The sequence below is a fragment of the Hoylesella buccalis ATCC 35310 genome (assembly GCF_000177075.1).
In the GTDB taxonomy this organism is placed as follows: Bacteria; Bacteroidota; Bacteroidia; order Bacteroidales; family Bacteroidaceae; genus Prevotella; species Prevotella buccalis.
This window is the reverse complement of the sequence record NZ_ADEG01000053.1, coordinates 1-16,975: the sequence shown is the minus strand read 5'-3', so window position 1 is coordinate 16,975 and position 16,975 is coordinate 1. Positions and strand designations below refer to the sequence as shown.

At 41.7% G+C, this 16,975-nt stretch carries 26 protein-coding genes and 1 tRNA gene; 3 read left to right on the top strand and 24 right to left on the bottom strand.

Annotated features, from left to right (window positions below):
- The 24 genes from HMPREF0650_RS05935 to HMPREF0650_RS13330 form a co-directional block, all read right to left on the bottom strand.
- On the bottom strand, window positions 1-1,379 hold a 1,379-nt coding region (locus HMPREF0650_RS05935), incomplete at its 3' end, for a tape measure protein (protein WP_004349143.1).
- A gap of 7 nt (window positions 1,380-1,386) precedes the next feature.
- Window positions 1,387-1,542 (bottom strand): hypothetical protein, encoded by a 156-nt coding sequence (locus HMPREF0650_RS13335; RefSeq protein WP_169308984.1) that lies wholly within the window; start codon window positions 1,540-1,542, stop codon window positions 1,387-1,389.
- A 38-nt stretch (window positions 1,543-1,580) separates the two neighbouring features.
- A complete protein-coding gene (locus HMPREF0650_RS05930) occupies window positions 1,581-1,967 on the bottom strand; it encodes a hypothetical protein (RefSeq protein WP_040562631.1) in 387 nt (128 codons plus the stop codon).
- A gap of 70 nt (window positions 1,968-2,037) precedes the next feature.
- Window positions 2,038-2,568 (bottom strand): hypothetical protein, encoded by a 531-nt coding sequence (locus HMPREF0650_RS05925; protein ID WP_004349139.1) that lies wholly within the window; start codon window positions 2,566-2,568, stop codon window positions 2,038-2,040.
- A 2-nt stretch (window positions 2,569-2,570) separates the two neighbouring features.
- Window positions 2,571-2,987 carry a hypothetical protein gene (locus HMPREF0650_RS05920; protein WP_040562629.1) on the bottom strand — a complete coding sequence of 139 codons (417 nt, stop codon included), beginning with the start codon at window positions 2,985-2,987 and terminating at the stop codon, window positions 2,571-2,573.
- Complete coding sequence (locus HMPREF0650_RS05915; RefSeq protein WP_004349137.1) at window positions 2,984-3,280, bottom strand: HK97 gp10 family phage protein; 297 nt, start codon at window positions 3,278-3,280, stop codon at window positions 2,984-2,986. The genes HMPREF0650_RS05920 and HMPREF0650_RS05915 overlap by 4 nt, the downstream gene beginning before the upstream one ends.
- Window positions 3,271-3,594, bottom strand: a complete 324-nt coding sequence (locus HMPREF0650_RS05910; protein WP_004349136.1) for a hypothetical protein — start codon at window positions 3,592-3,594, stop codon at window positions 3,271-3,273. The genes HMPREF0650_RS05915 and HMPREF0650_RS05910 overlap by 10 nt, the downstream gene beginning before the upstream one ends.
- Complete coding sequence (locus HMPREF0650_RS05905; protein WP_004349135.1) at window positions 3,591-3,908, bottom strand: DUF6706 family protein; 318 nt, start codon at window positions 3,906-3,908, stop codon at window positions 3,591-3,593. The genes HMPREF0650_RS05910 and HMPREF0650_RS05905 overlap by 4 nt, the downstream gene beginning before the upstream one ends.
- Window positions 3,905-5,014 carry a hypothetical protein gene (locus HMPREF0650_RS05900; protein ID WP_004349134.1) on the bottom strand — a complete coding sequence of 370 codons (1,110 nt, stop codon included), beginning with the start codon at window positions 5,012-5,014 and terminating at the stop codon, window positions 3,905-3,907. Before HMPREF0650_RS05900 ends, HMPREF0650_RS05905 begins: the two co-directional genes overlap by 4 nt.
- Window positions 5,015-5,031: 17 nt before the next feature.
- Window positions 5,032-5,619, bottom strand: coding sequence for a head fiber protein (locus HMPREF0650_RS05895; RefSeq protein ID WP_004349132.1), 588 nt, complete (start codon window positions 5,617-5,619; stop codon window positions 5,032-5,034).
- 5 nt (window positions 5,620-5,624) lie between these two features.
- The gene (locus HMPREF0650_RS05890) at window positions 5,625-6,275 is read right to left on the bottom strand and encodes a hypothetical protein (RefSeq protein ID WP_004349131.1); all 651 of its coding nucleotides are present in this window, start codon (window positions 6,273-6,275) and stop codon (window positions 5,625-5,627) included.
- Between the two features lie 205 nt (window positions 6,276-6,480).
- On the bottom strand, window positions 6,481-6,687 hold the full coding sequence (locus tag HMPREF0650_RS05885; protein ID WP_004349128.1) for a hypothetical protein: 207 nt from the start codon (window positions 6,685-6,687) through the stop codon (window positions 6,481-6,483).
- Entirely contained in the window at window positions 6,684-8,195 is a 1,512-nt protein-coding gene (locus HMPREF0650_RS05880) for a phage portal protein (RefSeq protein ID WP_004349127.1), read from the bottom strand. Before HMPREF0650_RS05880 ends, HMPREF0650_RS05885 begins: the two co-directional genes overlap by 4 nt.
- A 150-nt stretch (window positions 8,196-8,345) precedes the next feature.
- Window positions 8,346-8,495: a hypothetical protein gene (locus HMPREF0650_RS13090; RefSeq protein WP_004349125.1), complete on the bottom strand. Its 150-nt coding sequence runs from the start codon at window positions 8,493-8,495 to the stop codon at window positions 8,346-8,348.
- Between the two features lie 13 nt (window positions 8,496-8,508).
- Window positions 8,509-9,780, bottom strand: a complete 1,272-nt coding sequence (locus HMPREF0650_RS05875; protein WP_004349124.1) for a PBSX family phage terminase large subunit — start codon at window positions 9,778-9,780, stop codon at window positions 8,509-8,511.
- Complete coding sequence (locus HMPREF0650_RS05870; protein WP_004349123.1) at window positions 9,773-10,309, bottom strand: hypothetical protein; 537 nt, start codon at window positions 10,307-10,309, stop codon at window positions 9,773-9,775. The genes HMPREF0650_RS05875 and HMPREF0650_RS05870 overlap by 8 nt, the downstream gene beginning before the upstream one ends.
- Before the next feature lie 22 nt (window positions 10,310-10,331).
- Entirely contained in the window at window positions 10,332-11,120 is a 789-nt protein-coding gene (locus tag HMPREF0650_RS05865; protein ID WP_040562626.1) for a ParB N-terminal domain-containing protein, read from the bottom strand.
- Entirely contained in the window at window positions 11,077-11,784 is a 708-nt protein-coding gene (locus HMPREF0650_RS05860) for a phosphoadenosine phosphosulfate reductase domain-containing protein (protein ID WP_004349120.1), read from the bottom strand. Before HMPREF0650_RS05860 ends, HMPREF0650_RS05865 begins: the two co-directional genes overlap by 44 nt.
- A 178-nt stretch (window positions 11,785-11,962) precedes the next feature.
- Window positions 11,963-12,352 (bottom strand): hypothetical protein, encoded by a 390-nt coding sequence (locus HMPREF0650_RS05855; RefSeq protein WP_004349117.1) that lies wholly within the window; start codon window positions 12,350-12,352, stop codon window positions 11,963-11,965.
- Between the two features lie 60 nt (window positions 12,353-12,412).
- A tRNA-Val gene (locus HMPREF0650_RS05850) sits at window positions 12,413-12,485 on the bottom strand.
- An 83-nt stretch (window positions 12,486-12,568) separates the two neighbouring features.
- Window positions 12,569-12,820 (bottom strand): hypothetical protein, encoded by a 252-nt coding sequence (locus HMPREF0650_RS05845; RefSeq protein WP_040562623.1) that lies wholly within the window; start codon window positions 12,818-12,820, stop codon window positions 12,569-12,571.
- 39 nt (window positions 12,821-12,859) lie between these two features.
- Window positions 12,860-13,651: a phage antirepressor KilAC domain-containing protein gene (locus tag HMPREF0650_RS13265; RefSeq protein WP_281032258.1), complete on the bottom strand. Its 792-nt coding sequence runs from the start codon at window positions 13,649-13,651 to the stop codon at window positions 12,860-12,862.
- A 463-nt stretch (window positions 13,652-14,114) separates the two neighbouring features.
- Complete coding sequence (locus HMPREF0650_RS05835; RefSeq protein WP_004349113.1) at window positions 14,115-14,447, bottom strand: SH3 beta-barrel fold-containing protein; 333 nt, start codon at window positions 14,445-14,447, stop codon at window positions 14,115-14,117.
- Window positions 14,448-14,472: 25 nt separating this feature from the next.
- Window positions 14,473-14,640, bottom strand: coding sequence for a DUF1391 family protein (locus HMPREF0650_RS13330; protein WP_004349112.1), 168 nt, complete (start codon window positions 14,638-14,640; stop codon window positions 14,473-14,475).
- A 238-nt stretch (window positions 14,641-14,878) separates the two neighbouring features.
- On the opposite strand from HMPREF0650_RS13330, the gene HMPREF0650_RS05830 reads away from it, so the two are divergent.
- The 3 genes from HMPREF0650_RS05830 to HMPREF0650_RS05820 all read left to right on the top strand — a co-directional run bounded on the left by HMPREF0650_RS05830 (window position 14,879) and on the right by HMPREF0650_RS05820 (window position 16,771).
- Window positions 14,879-15,166 (top strand): helix-turn-helix domain-containing protein, encoded by a 288-nt coding sequence (locus tag HMPREF0650_RS05830; protein WP_004349111.1) that lies wholly within the window; start codon window positions 14,879-14,881, stop codon window positions 15,164-15,166.
- Window positions 15,166-16,368 carry a DUF4236 domain-containing protein gene (locus tag HMPREF0650_RS13730; RefSeq protein WP_004349109.1) on the top strand — a complete coding sequence of 401 codons (1,203 nt, stop codon included), beginning with the start codon at window positions 15,166-15,168 and terminating at the stop codon, window positions 16,366-16,368. Before HMPREF0650_RS05830 ends, HMPREF0650_RS13730 begins: the two co-directional genes overlap by 1 nt.
- 130 nt (window positions 16,369-16,498) lie before the next feature.
- Entirely contained in the window at window positions 16,499-16,771 is a 273-nt protein-coding gene (locus tag HMPREF0650_RS05820; RefSeq protein WP_040562618.1) for a hypothetical protein, read from the top strand.
- The last annotated feature ends 204 nt before the right edge of the window (window positions 16,772-16,975 follow it).

Genomic DNA, 16,975 nt, shown 5'->3' with positions numbered 1-16,975 from the left:
TGTGCCTTTTGTGTGAGTAGTATCTGCGCCCTTGCAAGTGTCATGGCAAGTGTATGACCATTTTGTGCAAGCGTGGATAAAGCTAATCCGACCCTATATGCTCCATAAGTTACAACCAACCCCTCTAAAATCTTACCTACCTGCTCATAATGCTCAACAAGGTAAGTTCCCGCTTTGACAGTACCCATGATGACACCTTCACCCTTTTGTCCAATCTCATTGAACATCATATCAAAGCTCTCCTGAAGCATGGAAATCTGTCCGTTGAGAGTTTTCGCTCCCTCTTGCGACATACCAAAAAACTTACCACCTGCACTTGTGGCGGAGATGAAAGCATCCTGAACCATCTTGGAAGAGATAGCACCCTTGGACATTTCCTCTTTGAGTTCTCCTATTGATTTTCCTGTCTTACGTGCAATTTCCTCCAACGGGTTGAATCCAGCATTGACCATTTGCATAAGGTCTTGTCCCATCAGTTTTCCTGCACTGCTCATCTGCGAAAATGCCAGCGCAAGGGAGTTGAATTTTCCTGTATCACCCATGGATATATCACCGATTGCTTTGAGAAAATCAATGGATTTCTCTGCTTCGATACCAAAAGATGTCATCATCTGTACGGCACCGACCATATCCTTTGTGTTTAGTGGAGATGCAAGGGCATACTCCTTGATTTGCCCCATAATTTCGTTAAGCCGTTTCTGATTGCCACCTAAAAGGACTTTAAGCGATGTTTCCATGCTTTCAAATTCGGAACGAACAGAGATAATCCTGCTTGCAAGCTCTTTCAACCCCATGCCACCCAATACAACAGTCCCCATCTGTTTCACCTTGGAAGTAAGCAGATTCATCATGTCAGCTGTTCCGCCGCCCTCTTTTCTCAACAAGGCATACTCATCACGGAGCTTCGTTACAGACAGACGAGCTTTGGCTTGCTCTTGTGTCAAAGAGAAAAGTGAATATTTTTGTTCTGCGAGTGCATCTTTAGCTTGTTGTAGTTTTCCACCAATAGGAGAGACTGTTTTCTCGTATGATCCCATCTTACGATATTGTTCTGAAAGCGTACGAATATCATCCTTTGTGTCAGCGATTATCTTTTTCTGCTTAATAATCTCCTCTGAAAAATGATTAACGCTTTGTGATGCGTCGTAAATTTTCTGTTTGAAGTTTGTATCAATAGCGGCTGCCGTCTTTGCAATATTCCCTGTAACGCTGTTTAGTTCCTGCGAAGTTTGTTGCAGCTTGCTGTTCAGTTTGTTGAAAGCGACAGGGTTCTGAACTGCGTCTGTATTGCCAATAGACCTTTTCAAACGTTCTATTTCTTCACGGAGCTTCTGCACTTTTTCCCATTCCGCTTCTATCCTGAATGATAATTTTGCCATAATCGTTTTATTTTTTACTTCTACGTTTTGCCATATCCTTACCACTGATGGTTTTCACAACGTCTCCATACACCTCATGCTGTTTGTCTTTCTGCATGATGACAAGGTTTCGATAAGGAATTTTATTAACCACTTCGTCATACGTCAGATGCAAGCTATCCATGAATGACGCTATCTGTCCCAACAGGGTGCGATTGCCGACTATCTCGGACTTGCTGCCAGCAGGCTTGCGTTCCTCGTCAAACTGGCAGCTTTCAAGAAAGGGGTTACACCAACCAAGTCAAAAGCAGACGAAAGGGCATCCAATACTTCTTCAAATGTTCCCTTTGATAGTTCAGCACTCAACGACTGATTGCCTTTAATAAACCATGACAGAGCCTTTGCGTATGCCTTGCAGTCCTTAGCGGAAAGCAACATGTCCTTTAACGTGGCACTATCGCTAAACTCCAAATCACTGATACACGATATTGCACCTGCGAGCCTGTGAATGGTTGGTGGATGGACTGGATAAGCCTTTCCGCTCACATACACGATGATGTAATCTGCTCCTATAATTGCATTAGACACCAATTTACTTGCTTTGTTCATATCAAAAACAAAAAGGGTGAGAGGTGGTCTAAGCCACTTCCCACCCTACGTTATACATTCGGTTAGTTCATTAGCCTGCCTTGACAACGGAAACGTCAAACCAATATTCAGGAGCTACACCATCTACTGTTGGCTCAAGCTCTGTCCCTACAACAGGCAATCCAACAGCCTTATCTGTTGTTGCCTCACGAGCAGAAATATCGGCACGAGGAATGACGATATACTGATCATCCTCTGTCAGTCCAACAAGACATTTCTCAATGTTAACCTTACCAGCAGCACGCTCCCACGATGTTTCTGTGGCTGTACCACCCAACATGTCTGCCTTGGTCTGATAGTCGTACTCACCAAGCGTAAAGTTCATTTTCACTTCTCCCATTTCCTTGTCAGAGCGATAAACCTTACCAGTCAGCTGATTTTTATAAGCAGTCTTGTTTGCTTCGGCTTCTTCCAGCGTCCATGTTTCCTGATGAACGTTCTTTACTTCTGTAAGTTGCTTTAGCATAGCAAACAACGTCTGTCCTGTAATCTTGGCTGTAATCTTTGATGTGTCGCCGTACCACAATTTTTTGATATTGACGGCTGTAATAGTCTTTCCCATAATCAAATCGTATTTAATACATTAAACAATAATCTACAATTAACAAAATGACACTTCAAAGCTGTGTCCGCTTCAATAGAGATAGTATGCACCTCATAGTGATACGTCGTGTTTTTATACCTTCCAGTTACGCTTCTAAAGTCAGCTTTTGCCTTACGTTCAAGCTCTCTTAGCCGTATGAAATTGGCAACAGTGTCTACCACATTGCATGCGGTGCTGTCTGTCAAGTCAGGAACACATAAATTGACTTCCACAAAGCATTTCTCCCAATATTTTTCTGGTGTCTGCCCTTTGACATGGATAGTGATGCGCTCATCGGGCAGCTCCCCTGTGAGGGTTTTCCCGAAAGGCACTATCTTTATTCCAAAGCATTTGCAATCTCGGTATAGAATATCAGCTATGTCGGTAGTAACTATCATTCAAATATTTCTTTCAACTTCTTTTCCGCTCTCAATGCCGAACCGCTCAATACGTCAAATCCCTTTGCCTCTACATAAGAAGCATAGTCAGCTGTATTACTTAGCGTGAGTCCATCTTTATCGGTTTCGTACTTATTGGAGGATTCAAGGTTTCTCGTTCGGTTCTTGTAGGTATGGTTTGCTTTGGCATCCTCAACGGCTTCCTCACCGACTTTAGCCATTGCGCTTTCCACATCCAACTCTCCGCCCTCAAAGAATTTATCTACATCAGAAAAATCACCGTCTATAACCATAATTCAGAATAATTGAAATAGTTGGTTTTCTTTGAAATATAGACCTTTCCTTCTCCACGCACGCAATTGCCTTCAAGACATCTTACTTCTGTTCCAGCTTTTATATTTACACGCATTTCGCATACTACATGGTAATTCGGTCGGTACACTTCTCCATTGGCTGATTTGAACTCCTTTGTGGTGTTGTCATCACAACGACATTTGCACAACGTCTTCCAACTCACACCACCCGTATTAGGGATAGGATGCCCAAATTCATCCTCTTGGAATGGTGTTACCCTTTTAACCTGCAATATGTGTGGTGCGAATATCATAAGATGCGTATCTTCGGTTTATTGTCGTTGAGTTCGTCCTTTAATCCGTACTTCTTACAAAGGAGAGAGTAATAGTCCTTTACGCCTTTAGTATCCCACGACATAGAGAAACCACTCTCATTGATAGAAGTAGGACGAAGCAAAAGAGATGGAATGAAATGAGCAATAGCAACAGAAATGGAATCTACGTTATCGCTCATTACATCATCATCTATTGCTACTTTTGCATTGAGAGACATATCCAACAAGTCAGCCTCCGACACTTGTATGCCGAAAGACTGAAACTTGTCTGATATGTACTTCCTTACGTTCATTTCGTCAACTTAGTAAGGTCTAAAGTTGTAATGAGCGTTGGGTCTGCAATCTGTGGTATCCATTCTGCGGTGTACTCTAAGTAACGCCCGTTGTGGTCACGATTAGCAGCCACGAGCATATCACCATCACCAGTAGGAGTGTAGGTCATGCCTGGCACGGGGTCTGTGCTCTCGTAGGGAGTGTGGTAACGCATATAGCCAATCTTCTCTTGTGGCAAGAGGGTGATATGACCATCTGCGTAAACCTGCACGTTCTTGCCGTTCTGCTCCTTTACGTAATCGTCCTTGATTTCGATAGCGGGAAGACCGATGCCCGTGAACAGCTGCGAAGCCAATTCAGATGTAACCAACCCTGTTGAGAGGTACATTTGGTTCTGCCCAAGCTGCATCTTGAACATGTCACCGAACTCCGAAGAACCAATGATATGCTTGACGAACGTACCGCGGCTCATCAGCATCTTGGCATACTTGCCGAAGTCGGGAGCAATCTCGTTGAGCTTGTTCATCAGGAACGTTACCATCTTCTTCTTGCTGTCCACGACGATGTCGCTGTCCTGCAAAACGATGGTGTTCATCGGAAGCTCGATGTCGAGGAACTCGGTCGCTCCCTGCTCGCTCTGCGCCTTGTCCTTATTGCGGACTTTCGCCTTGCCCGTCATGATGAGAGAGCCGACAACCAAATCCATACGCTTGTGGGCTGCGAGCATTACCTGTCGGTAGTCGTCATATATGAAAGCGATGATGTCATTCAGAGCGGAAACTTGTCCTGCTGCATTTGCTGCGTTGTACTTATCAATGAGGTCTTGGAGGTCTGACAGACGGTCTACGCTCATCTGATAACGGTCACCAAGATAGGCAATCTCACCATATCCGCTTCCGATGTTCTGACGCTCACGGATAGGCTTCTCACCAAACTGCGAGTTGATGCTACCTGCCATAACGCCACGGACGGAGCCAATGTAATCCTTAAACACTCTGGTTGTAGTACGTCGGAAGTCGAGGTACTGCTGCCAATAAATAGCGTCCTTACGGGTCTGAAGGACACGGTTGATAACTGCACCCACGATTGCGGGTTCGTTGAACAAAGTCTGAATTGTCAATGTCATAATCTTGTCCTTTCTTTTTACTCGTTAAACTGGAAATGAGGGAGGTTGGCTTTGTCTGCTGCACAGAACGGCATCACCAATTTCTCTGGTTCTATCTCAAAAGCACGCATCAAGAGCGCAACGCTGTTGATACCTTCCGTTACTTTGTGATTCTCGTACAGAGCCGAGTTAGCAACCGCTTTGGGAGTAGTGCCTCCTGCTGCCGAAGCCTCAAACAGAGTGTCTCCTGTGTTTACCTTTGCACCAAATGCTGCTGCGAGCATAACCTCGTCATAGTCGGCATTGGTGCGATCGATAGACTGAACGACTGCACCATTTTTTCCAGTGCCAAGTGTCATACCATCCTTTATATAAGGATTCTTGGCTACCTTGATTTTCGTTGCTGATGTGTCTGCTGTCTCAACGACCAGCGCACGCACGACAATCTTTGCGGTCTTAGCTTTCAAGTCCGCTGCTATTGGTAGGAATGAAGGAACGTAACTTCCTACTTCCAGCCCTGCCACATCGAGGATATAGTTTCCACGTCTGCGAATACCAGTTGAAACGTCATAGCGTTCCTCCTGCACTTCTTTGGGCTTCAAATTATAAACAAATCCTGCTGCCATAATTTTTACTTGTTATTCTGTTCTACAATCTCTTTTGTTCCTTTTTCGATTTGTTCGGCGATGGAACTTATCTCGCTTTGATGTTCGTGGTTTCCCTCTTCGGGAGACTTGACGAACTGGAAACCGCTGTTCTGCATCTCCTGCTTCAAGTCAGTGAAGTATTGGTTAAGATCTGCATCATCAGCGATTTGCTTGCCCTTGTAGGCAAATTCGGGAATGCCAAACGACTTCGCCACCTCATCAATCTGCTGGTCACGGATGTCCGCCTTTGTCTTAGCGTCCATGGCTGCCAACTTCTCACTCAAAGTCTTGTTGGAATCAATAAGGCTCTGCGCCCATGCTGGCACTTCCTCTGCTGGCTTAGGCTGTGGAGTAGGTGCAGGTGTTTGTGGTTTGGTTTCCTCAATAGGCTTACCGTCCTTGATGTTGTGCTTCTTCTCGTAATTTGAAATTGCGGTCTTCTGCGCTCCATCAGCCCGATAGTCACCATAACTGTTTAATACGTCCTGAAAGGAGATACCCTCAACGATAGAGTTTACCTTGCTCTCGTCCGTTACTCCCTCTGACTTCTTGCTTGCAATCCGTTGGAGGGTGGCTACCTCAACCCCTTGAAACTTGGTTTTGAGAGCTGCCAAAATCTGTTCGTAAATGTTCATACTTTAAAGTGTTATCCTGAAACAATCTTTTGTCCAAAATTACGCCTTATCCTATATGTTATGAAGTTTTTTACAGTCATAAAAACAACAATTGCCTTATTGTTGCGAAAAAGACATAAAGAAAGGCTTCTATCCTCACGAACGAAAGCCTAAAAACGTAAACGATAGATAAAAAAAATTATCCTAAAGTGGTCGAATTTGACCACTATTCTTCATACACATCTTCGGCTAAAATTTGCGGCTCTGTAACATTTGCTGTCAAGTACTCATACTCAACAGGGTCTAACATACAGTAAAACCACCATTCTTCTTTAGCCAACTTTTCTGCTTCTTCTTCGCTGTTAGCGGCAATGATTACCATTCCACCACCATAGTAGTTTTTGTGGTCAAATTTTAACAGATATACTTTCATAATTGACGCTCCTTTGGCTCGGCTGGCTTTGTCTGCTGCTGCGCTTTTTCTTTCTGTTCCTCCCTAATCTGCTGCAACTCGTCCTGTAACTCGCCATAGTTGGAGCAGTAAGCAATTCCATGCTCAAGAGACCATACTCCGCCACTCACGGCAGCGACTGCGGTGGTTACCTTGTCACTCTCGCTGTCTATCATAAACGGAACTATCTCTGTCTCAATGTCAACGGTATGGCTGGCTTCTTCAAGCGATGTGTTCAATGCGCCAATGGCGGAAGTGAGGAAGTTTACACGACGTTGGAAAAACGATCCTAACTCCTCCGCATGATTCTGCACTGCCATGTGTGCCGCCATGAAGACGTATCGAAAGGCTGTACCGCTCAATGCGTTTCCTACACCTTTAAGTTGGTCGAAGGAGATGCGTGGCGTATTTGTCAAGCCGTATATCTGATTGAAGTATGTTTCAATCTCCACTTTTATAGGGTCACTTGACTGATTCCAAGTGAGATATTGCGCATTTGCTCCGTCGCCTGTTAGATTCATCATTCGGTTTCTCGCGTCACCTGTGATCAAGTCAGGCTGAATGTCACCAAAGAGCATGAGCATAGGGAAGTAGTGGTTATCCAAACAGTCGGCATAACTGCTTAGGGTCTTTTCCAGCCTCCCACGCTGTGGTTTTATCTTCTTGCAAAGGGTTTCGCTGCGGAATGTGTAGATTACAGGTATCTTCTTAAAACCGTGCTTGAACGTTCTCTCGGTGTTGGCTTCCCAAGTCTTATCCATGTTCCACTGAAACACCATAGTGTCGGTAATGGTCATAAATACGGGATGGGTGTTACCGTCCAAATCCTTTGTTTTGTACTCACGGGAGAAAGCAACCATGTCGCCATTATTGTCGTAGAACGGATATAGCTTATCCCCTCTGAACGGAGACCATATTTGCGATTTCAAGCGATATTCAGGCAATGTCTTACCGAAAACGCCTGCAATCTTCCTTTTCAGTTTAGTCCAAAAGCTGTCATCTTTAACCACATACCAATACTCCGCAACCTCCTGCTCTGATAACCAAGAGCGCACAATCTTGCGGTTCTGATATTTCAGTTTGTCTTTCTTGAATACTTGCTTTACAGACTCAAACACGCTTCTTTCCTTGTCATCCTCTGGCTGACAGTCCAACGAAGGCTCCATTCCGACAGTAAATGCCGTATGGATGTTCACGATGTCCTGCTCGATAGGGAGTGCGATGCGGTTAGGCTCTTTCATCTCGTATTTGGCAGGAGTCTTAATTGACTTCCCTGTCTCTGGGTCAAACTTAACATCCTCCATTTTAACCAGCACCTTTATCTTCGGATAGATTTCTGGCTTCATGATGTCATGGAGTTTTGGATTCCAGTCTGCCAAATTTTTATCTGTATCTGGCTGCGATGTGCGCCTGCCTTTCTTAAGATAGGCTATCTTTTGGTCAATGTCCTCAAGTGCGAGGATTTCATCTAATGTCTTTGGTGTTTCCATATCGTTATCCTAACTCTACTTTTGTCATTTTTTTTTGCTAATTGTTCCGTATTCAGAGCTGCTATATCATCCATGCTGATAGAAACGGCTTTTAAAACATTACCCACATTTTCTGCATATTTGAGTGCTAAAATATCCTGTTTAATGTTGTTATCCTGCTAATGTTACACTTTCAATACTATCAAAGCGGTAATAAACTCTTACGGCTTGCCTTGCATCTTCTTCCGATTCGGCTTCAACTCTCGTTATCCTTTGTTTTCCATGTGCAGAAGACCAAGATTTCACTATATATTTCTTCATATCGTTATCCTGTTTATCTGGCGAACGCTGCTGCGATGTCGCTCTTTGGTTTTTGTATCTTACCTAAAAGTGTCGCTAAAACCCAGTAGCGGGTAGCATCAATTCCGTGATTCCATGCGTCTATCGGTTGGTTGATATAATTTCCGTCCTTGTCTTTGTCCCAAACGTAATTAAGGAACTCTTTTCGGAGGTTGTAAGACCTTTCGGTGACAAAGATATTAAGAGACTTCATTTTGTCGATTCCTGCGATAATTGAGCCTGCGCCCTTTTCAACAGGGTATATCTTTATTCCTCCATTATGAATTTCTTGCACAAGACGTGGGTCTGCGCTGTCTGAAAAGACTTTCATCTCATATCTGTGCAAAGCCTTAATCAGGTCGGAAGAGAGCATGTTTGTCCGATAAAACAATTCGTCAACATAAAGGTTGTCGTCTATCATTCCGCACATCATGGCAGCACTCACATCGTTAGTATAGCCAAAATCAAGACCAATTGCCACTTTCTTGCACCACTTCGGAAACTCCTTAACGACACCGATATGCTTGAACACTGCACCCTCTGCAACATCCGCCCACCTGCCCATGACGGTGTGAGCATACTTTTCGGGGTTGTTGGCTTTCATATCCTCCACCTCGTTGATAAACTCCTGCGATAAATTCTCAAGGTTATCCAAGTAGGTGGTATGGATGTGCAACACATTAGGATGCGTGCTTATCTGAACAGGAATGCCGTCATACATCACCTCCTTATGTGTGTTTTCTATGAAACGTTTGTAAACCCAGTGGTTGTTGTCCGTAGGGTTCATGATAATAAAAATTCTATTTTGTATGCCTTTCTGACGTATGGAGAGCATGATAGTTTCAAATTCTTTCTCCGACACCCATTCCTCCGCTTCGTCAACGACAAAAGTGGTGATACCGTGAATGGACTTTAATTTTGCCGTTTGGTTTCCAGAACTTGTTTTCAGTCCCCTGAACATCACTGTGCTTCCTGTCATTCTGTTGGTCACATCCGAACGAGTAGATCGAAAGTATTTTTGAGTACCGTCCAATTCAGCCTTTTCCAGGAATTCAGGGATAATGGATATGTTGGCGGAGACCATCGTGTAACGTGTATAAAGAATCTGATGCACTATTTTATCTACTGGTGTCATCTCGAACGTCAGACGCTCAAGGAATGAAGACACAAAATGCGACTTTCCGCTGGCACGACCTCCTGTTATGAGGATAATAAACTTATCCTTGTTAGCGTATATAGGATAATAGACCTTATGCGTCTTAATCATCACTCACCTCCTTTTCTATCCACTTGCCAATATCAATGCCATGATTGACATCCGTTGGAATATCGCTGTTTTCCTCATCCTCCAACTTTCCACTCTCTATACTTCGGTACATCTGCGAATGGTGTCTTAACCACATCTGCAAGGCGTTAAGGTTGGGAGGGAGCTTATGGACGGTGATGCGCTGCTCGTCCTGTATCTTGTCGCCAATCTTGTCGAAGGTGATGTCCTGTGCCTGTACTTTTCCAAGCCCCATTTCGAGTACCATCTTCCACACTTCTGGCTCTACACCCGCACGGGCGCGCGAAAGCAAATCGTTAATTCGTTTGCTTCTCCTCTCATTTTCTTCTTTCGACCACGCACGATATTCACCGTTTTTCATTTCAGAGAATGTCGTTGGTGTTTCAAACCCCAAATCCGCTGCTATGACTTTATCCCAAATGATATGATTTTCCTGCATCTGCCTGTCCGCACTCTCTTGTATACGCTGGTAGAAGTAATCGCTGTCGTAATCATATTTTGGTTTTGCCATAACTTTTAACGCTTAATGTTTGTTATTCTCCAAATTCTATTTTATGTGCGAACTCTTCTCCGTCCACATATTTATCTTCCTCCGTATATCCAAGCCCTGCCATAAAACGTATTCTCGCTTCTGGAGTAGGGAAAGACAATACAACATAACTCAATGCGCCTCCATCAGAAGATTTCTGATTTTCAATTCTGTCTTTAATCTTCTTTATTTCATTATGCCGCTTAATTTGGTTCTCTGGAGTGTCCTCGTAAAAATTTACACTCCTGTCGATCTTTTTATCCTCCTCTCCATCTTTTGATGTAAATGCAAGATTTTGAAGATTGTTACTTTCTGCTGTTTCGGATTCATCCCAAGACAAGTCTGATATATCGGTTTCTTCAATGTCACCTACTCCAAGCATCTGCAAATCAAATTCATCAAGACCTGCGTTGGAGAAGTCAATATCCGACAACATTGTTTCCAACATATCTGTATCAAATTCTCCCTGAACACTACGGTTGTTCATGAAAATATTCTGTTCCTTTTCCGTCTTTTCGTCCAGTTCAACAACCTCAACCCTTATTTCATAATCATTCTGTCCGTTCTCATATCTGTTTACGTCATCCATGACAGACACACGCTGATGCCCACTGACAAGATTCCCAGTTGTCTTGTTCCAAACAATTCCTCCAAGAAGTCCGATACGCTTTAAATTAGATTTTAATTGCATTCTTGCTTCATTAGATATTTTTCTTGGATTGTAGTGAGCAAAGTTTATCTCGCTGCGCTTAATCGTTATTTGCTGCGGTTGTTTTATTTTGTTCTCTTTCATAATCAAATATCAGTTTTTCCGCAAATGGAAATTTCATTAACGTCTTCTTGTAGTCATTGGGATACTTCTTTTTCAACATAAGTAGCGTTGGCAGGTTGACGCCAAACCCTTGGCTCACTTTCCCCTCTTCATATACAAATGGCTTGATAAGATTTTTCCGCTCAATATACCTCAAGACTTCTTTGTTAGTCCATAAAGCAATAGGGTAAACCATTCCCTTGTCTGTGATATAGCCTGTTTTAGCGAACTTTTTAAGGCGCATGCGCTTCATATAACCATCCACGCCTTTCATTCCGCTGAAACCATACTTTATGCCTGTTTGGTCTCTCACATACTGCTCTATATCACCGACACTTCTTGTTTTAATATCTTCATTAGGCTCACAGAAAAGACCATATTTTTCAAAATAGTCGCTCTGATAGTGCTTTATCGTCCTAACTTCAACATTTTCATAGTGGGCGTTTGCCCAATGAATATAAGGGCGTATATGGTCTAAATTAGGTATGATGTACATATAATAGCATATCACCTTATTGAATTCATGTGCCAACATATCCAATAAAGCAATACCATCCTTTCCACCAGCCGAATAGTATAATACGGCAGTGTCAGTCTCTTGCCTAACACGCCGTATTATCTCAATTGTTTGCAAGTACTTGTTCATTAGCCACCTGCACCAAAGGCAGCACGTAAATCTGCCCGTCTCATTTCACGGCTACCGAGTTGCGTCCCTGCGCCTCTACGGTTTGCCACAAGTCTTCCACCTAAACCTGCGCCATTCATATTACGGCGAGGCCCTGCGATTCTGTTAATTCTTGCTTTGACTCAGCTAAATATTTAAGTTAAACATTCTCAGTATCGAGTATCTTTCCAAGATGGTACCATACTTGACACCCTACATACTCAATCCCATTTTCTTCATATATTATATCATTGCCGTTTTCATCAGTAAAGATAATGAATTCGGCACGCTCTACTTCTACCGTAAGACGTGGCGCATCTTTACGTCTGCCGTTGATGAGATACAATGCGTCATATTTAATTGGCAGCACTTCAATATCCAACTCGCCATCTGGTATGTCATCCTGTGAATCGTACACCTTGCCGTCGCATTTGAACTTCACATACTTCTTTTGATTGCTTGGGTATACATAGCGATGTTCTACCTTCTGCTCACCTTTCATGATTGCCAGAAAGCTCTCTTTGTTGATTTGTAATGTCAGTTTTTTCATTTTCTTTTTTCTGTAAAATTACTTAAAGTTTTTGATATTACCAACACCTTTGCGTCTTAGTTGCGGGGGTGCGAATCGAACGCACGACCTTCGCCAAGTCAAAGCGACGAGCTTTCCACTGCTCTACCCCGCGATATGACACAAAGATACTGTTAATAATGTTGTTTATGTAAAATCCGCCTGTTGAATAAACAACAATAGGCGGATTGTCGCAAATTAAATTACCTTGTATCTACTCTCTGTGCTGTTGATGTCTATCTGGTCAGTTAGCAAGCCAATGATAAGATCGTTTATCGCTACATAGCCTTTGCCCAGTTTTTCGTCAAACTGCTCGTTATAGCTGAAAAACGTATCATGTACTTCGCCTATCTTGTTAAAGCACTCGTCCAATAGTTTCTTGCAGTCAAACAACGCTGCCGTTTCTTCGCTAAGTGTAATTGTCCGTAAGGTTATATCTTTTGTTGTCATAGCTTTATAATTGTTTTGTAAGTTTAATATGTGATAAATTTATGCTGCGTCGAATAGGCTATGAATGAACTCACGCCCCTTTGTTGTCCACACGGTCTGCATCTGCGTGCCGATAGTGCCGTCGCTGTATGTAAAGGTACACGGTATAGACCTTGTATAACCCTTACCGTCATACTTTGCCGTAAGCAGCCATTGCCTGTTTTGCTTGTACTGTATGCCACGCTCTTTCAACTTGTTATTGAGCGTCTTTGCGCCCCAGCCGTACTCTTTGGCTATCTGCGTGGTGGTGAAAGTTCCGTCAGAAGAAATGTATTCATCATAGGATTTCACCTTGGGGGCTTGTTGTTTGAGTTGCGTGTCTTGCAATGATATACGCTCGTTTGCCTGTGCGTTCTCTGCCTCAAGCCGTGTCTTTTCTGCACGCTCTTGTTTGAGCTGTGTAGCCATTCTGATAACGAGGTCTGGGTTGTTCAGCATTTCGTCAAGCGTTGGCTGCGTGGCTGTCATGCCGTATTTCAGCAACTCTTTTATGCGGTCGTTGCACCAAATGGCAAATGCGGGGCTAAGCCAGCGGGCGAACTCTAAGGCAACATCTTCGTGCATCCAAGTGCCTTGCTCAAATTCGTTACTATTTCCTTTTTTGACAACTACTAATTGTGATGGGCATATTTGCCTAACAACTGATAATGAGTTAATAAACTCGCTTGATGCGTTAGTACGCAACCAATCTTTCGTTGTCTTTCCAAACGATTTAGCCATTTCGGTTGCATTTACCATTACATTTTTGCCGTTGGCAAAAGAAATCTTACTACCTTTGTAATCGTAAACAATTGGGTGTATTCATATTTGAATATTTTGTTTATATTTGGGTGGTGTGGTCAGACACCGCCCTTTCTTTTTATAAAACAGGGGCAGAGATTAAAGGTGTCTAAAGTGGTAGCTTACACCTAAAATCAATGCCCCTTAAATTTCTTCTCTACCGCCAGCCACCACACAAGCGGGTTGTTTATTGCAAAATTAGCCTTTGCCCTAATAGATGCCAAATTTCGTTTATCTAAACGTTGCGTTAAATATTCTTAAATACCTTTGGTTTCTTACTCTTCTCTGTTTCGATTGCATGGGCTACTGTCTTATTCACCCACGCTGCTGTTTTTCAAAATTCTTGTCCATGTTCTTTCTTTTTAATTATAGTTTATTACTTTTGTTGTGATTATTGTGCGTACATTGTTGTGCGCCATAGTTGTAAAATTGTTTACACGGTGGGCAGTGCGTGAGCATCGCCCACCATTTTACGTTATGCCAGCCTTAAAAGATTGGCTATCTTAAAACACCGCCATTCGCCCTTGACCGTATCAAAATACACCTGTAAACTGTCGTTGCGCTTACGGTTGTCTGTGCCTGCAATAGGCGGTATCTTATCACTTGCGAGCGTGCCGTATGCCTCTCTTATCTCACCGTTTATTTTAGTGAAGTAAAACTTGACGATACGCTTGCCCAACTCTTTCTTTAACTTGGCATTGAGCCATGCCTGTTTCAAACCCTCGCTCATGGTAAATCCATACTTGCGAACAAATACCCATGCCATTCGCATGATGCTGCTTAACTGATTTTTGAATGTGGTTGCCATAACTTTATGTTTTTAATTGTTTTACTTATGCTTCTGTATAACCTCTTTTGTTTAGCCACTGTATCGTGCCTTTGAGCGTCTTAAATTTTCTGCTGCTTACTGTAGCTGTGCATGCTGAATAGTCTTTTTCACCATTAATGAATAATGCACCGTCAAGATCTAATTTTCTGTTTTTGAAATGTATAACTTCCATGATTGCAATGTTTTTAATTGTTTTACTTTGTTTCTTGCTCTTTCAGTCGTTTTTCTTTTAAGTGAGAAAGGCTCAAAGGCTTGCACGAAAATCTGTAACTCACTTGTGAACTAATCACGATGCAAAGGTAAATAATATATTTGACTAAAACAAATAAAAGTCAAACTATTTTTTGATTTTAACACTATTTAGTAAATGATATATTTTACTTTTGTCAATTATATACTATCTTTGCAATATGAATAGAATAGAAGATGTAATTAAGGAACACGGATATACCGTTACATCCCTTGCTGAAAAAATAGGAACTTCCAAACAAAATTTATTTGCGAAGTTAAAAAGTCCGTCATACCCAACATTGGTTGAGATTGCCACCGCCCTTGACGTTCCTATGTGGCAGTTGTTCGCATCGCCAGAGGAAATTGCTGGAGCTGGAGATTTTGTTGCCTTAATCAAAGATGGGAGTGAGATTTACCATGCCGATAGTTGGCAGGAGTTGGAAAAACTTGTAAGTAATAGAAAATAATGGGAATTCTATTTCGCAAGCGTATTAAAATAGTCAAAGGTGTACACTTAAATGTAAGTAAAAGTGGTACAAGTCTATCTGTTGGACCACGAGGTGCAAAGGTTACAATAGGAAGAAAAGGTGTTTATACAAACGTAGGAATACCTGGAACAGGTCTTTATACAAGACAAAAAATAAGTGGTGTCAAAAAATCCAGACAAAAAGAATTAAAAAGACAGCAAGAAAACCAAATAATAAATGCAAATCCTTTACGATTTTTTGTTATCTTCATTTCTATTTTTCTTTCTGTTGCGCTTCCTTTATTCGCTAACGCTTCTTGGTGGTGGTTTCCATTACTGTTCCTCGGTGGTATAATTGTAGGCTCATGTATTCCTAATCCAGAAGATAGCCGTACTATTGATAATACTAATGATAATTCTTTGCAATACAACACACCTGAGAAAGAAGAGGAAACGCAAGATTTAGAGGTACAAGATGAAGATAAATCTAAAATAGAAAACATTATAAAGTCGCTTAATTTTGATCCATATTTTTTAGATGCTGCACGTCTTGTAATTTCCACGCAACAAGGTTCATCAAGTGCAATACAAAGAAGATTTAGTATTGGATATAATCGTGCAGGACGAATAATTGACCAACTTGAGCATGTGGGAGTTGTTGGTGTTGCGAAAGGCTCTGCTCCACGAGATGTCTTGCTTTTAGATGAAAATGCTCTTTTGGAAATAATATCTAATTTGGATGTTGAAAAATTTAAGAAATCAATACAAACGGAACCTTTCACGGAAGCAAATCATTTCGATGAATGCTCGCGCTTGATAAGTCTGGGCATAAACTTGGAAAAAGAGAAAATGATAGATGAAGCTATAAAGGTTTATGAAAAAGCAATCGTTCCACAACTACCTGTTAAGCATCCATACGAGAGGCTTGCTATATTGTATAGAAAACGCAAAGATTATGAAAATGAAATAAGAATTATAAAGATAGCTATTAGTGTCTTTATGAAAGAGAATGAAAGAAGAGCAGGTATAGCGTGTGATACAGATAGTTCGCTTTACGATATGGTTATGCAAGCACTTGAAACTAACGAGAGTATAAGATACGGAGATGGGAAATGGGCTTTTGTTCAATATGATGTTATGGAGTTGATAACACGTTTGGAGAAAGCAAAGAAACTACAAAACAATATAAGTCGGACAAAGTAGAACTGAAGGAGGTTACTTCGGTGGAGGAACTGGAAAAAATTGTTGGGGAACTGAAAAAATAAGAAAAATAATTGCACTTATGGAGCATAATTCTTACTTTTGCTAAGTAAACGATAAAATAAAATTCAATATGGAAGCATTTGTATATTTAATCATCATCGTGTTTGGCATTCTTCAAATAATCCTCTTCTTCAAACTTTGGGGAATGACAAACGATGTTAGGAATTTGAAAGCGTATTTTTCAAATTTCATTCCACTTCCTGATAAGAAGGCTATTGTGAAATCAACTAACGTGGAAGTGGAGATTATAAAATATGAATATGATATAATGAAATATCAATGTTATAATCCCAAATCTAAAATCTATGAATATCATAGTAAAGAAGATTTGATATTAGAATAAAAAACTTACAAAAGGGTAGCCGCTAAGGCTGCCCTTATTATTTTCACTACCTTTCCGTCCACTCGTAAACTATTCACTTTTTACATCAATATGATGACCAGTTACGTTATCAGCGAACTGGCAAGGATACTCGGGGAGGTAAAAATGGAATAGAATATGGTAAAATTAGGAAACACCATATTCTCTACACAAAATTTTCTGAAT

What these genes read in the sequence shown, in the direction of transcription:
- HMPREF0650_RS05880 (WP_004349127.1), bottom strand. Translation starts at nt 8,195, where the DNA reads ATGGAAACACCAAAGACATTAGATGAAATCCTCGCACTTGAGGACATT.
- HMPREF0650_RS05865 (WP_040562626.1), bottom strand. Translation starts at nt 11,120, where the DNA reads ATGAAAGAGAACAAAATAAAACAACCGCAGCAAATAACGATTAAGCGC.
- HMPREF0650_RS05920 (WP_040562629.1), bottom strand. Translation starts at nt 2,987, where the DNA reads ATGATAGTTACTACCGACATAGCTGATATTCTATACCGAGATTGCAAA.
- HMPREF0650_RS13335 (WP_169308984.1), bottom strand. Translation starts at nt 1,542, where the DNA reads ATGGATAGCTTGCATCTGACGTATGACGAAGTGGTTAATAAAATTCCT.
- HMPREF0650_RS13090 (WP_004349125.1), bottom strand. Translation starts at nt 8,495, where the DNA reads ATGAAGAAATATATAGTGAAATCTTGGTCTTCTGCACATGGAAAACAA.
- HMPREF0650_RS05910 (WP_004349136.1), bottom strand. Translation starts at nt 3,594, where the DNA reads ATGATATTCGCACCACACATATTGCAGGTTAAAAGGGTAACACCATTC.
- HMPREF0650_RS05835 (WP_004349113.1), bottom strand. Translation starts at nt 14,447, where the DNA reads ATGGCAACCACATTCAAAAATCAGTTAAGCAGCATCATGCGAATGGCA.
- HMPREF0650_RS05900 (WP_004349134.1), bottom strand. Translation starts at nt 5,014, where the DNA reads ATGACATTGACAATTCAGACTTTGTTCAACGAACCCGCAATCGTGGGT.
- HMPREF0650_RS05855 (WP_004349117.1), bottom strand. Translation starts at nt 12,352, where the DNA reads ATGAAAAAACTGACATTACAAATCAACAAAGAGAGCTTTCTGGCAATC.
- HMPREF0650_RS05875 (WP_004349124.1), bottom strand. Translation starts at nt 9,780, where the DNA reads ATGATTAAGACGCATAAGGTCTATTATCCTATATACGCTAACAAGGAT.
- HMPREF0650_RS05930 (WP_040562631.1), bottom strand. Translation starts at nt 1,967, where the DNA reads ATGAACAAAGCAAGTAAATTGGTGTCTAATGCAATTATAGGAGCAGAT.
- HMPREF0650_RS05820 (WP_040562618.1), top strand. Translation starts at nt 16,499, where the DNA reads ATGGAAGCATTTGTATATTTAATCATCATCGTGTTTGGCATTCTTCAA.
- HMPREF0650_RS05895 (WP_004349132.1), bottom strand. Translation starts at nt 5,619, where the DNA reads ATGGCAGCAGGATTTGTTTATAATTTGAAGCCCAAAGAAGTGCAGGAG.
- HMPREF0650_RS05830 (WP_004349111.1), top strand. Translation starts at nt 14,879, where the DNA reads ATGAATAGAATAGAAGATGTAATTAAGGAACACGGATATACCGTTACA.
- HMPREF0650_RS05885 (WP_004349128.1), bottom strand. Translation starts at nt 6,687, where the DNA reads ATGAAAGTATATCTGTTAAAATTTGACCACAAAAACTACTATGGTGGT.
- HMPREF0650_RS05845 (WP_040562623.1), bottom strand. Translation starts at nt 12,820, where the DNA reads ATGACAACAAAAGATATAACCTTACGGACAATTACACTTAGCGAAGAA.
- HMPREF0650_RS05870 (WP_004349123.1), bottom strand. Translation starts at nt 10,309, where the DNA reads ATGGCAAAACCAAAATATGATTACGACAGCGATTACTTCTACCAGCGT.
- HMPREF0650_RS13730 (WP_004349109.1), top strand. Translation starts at nt 15,166, where the DNA reads ATGGGAATTCTATTTCGCAAGCGTATTAAAATAGTCAAAGGTGTACAC.
- HMPREF0650_RS13330 (WP_004349112.1), bottom strand. Translation starts at nt 14,640, where the DNA reads ATGGAAGTTATACATTTCAAAAACAGAAAATTAGATCTTGACGGTGCA.
- HMPREF0650_RS05890 (WP_004349131.1), bottom strand. Translation starts at nt 6,275, where the DNA reads ATGAACATTTACGAACAGATTTTGGCAGCTCTCAAAACCAAGTTTCAA.
- HMPREF0650_RS05915 (WP_004349137.1), bottom strand. Translation starts at nt 3,280, where the DNA reads ATGGTTATAGACGGTGATTTTTCTGATGTAGATAAATTCTTTGAGGGC.
- HMPREF0650_RS05925 (WP_004349139.1), bottom strand. Translation starts at nt 2,568, where the DNA reads ATGGGAAAGACTATTACAGCCGTCAATATCAAAAAATTGTGGTACGGC.
- HMPREF0650_RS05860 (WP_004349120.1), bottom strand. Translation starts at nt 11,784, where the DNA reads ATGAACAAGTACTTGCAAACAATTGAGATAATACGGCGTGTTAGGCAA.
- HMPREF0650_RS05905 (WP_004349135.1), bottom strand. Translation starts at nt 3,908, where the DNA reads ATGAACGTAAGGAAGTACATATCAGACAAGTTTCAGTCTTTCGGCATA.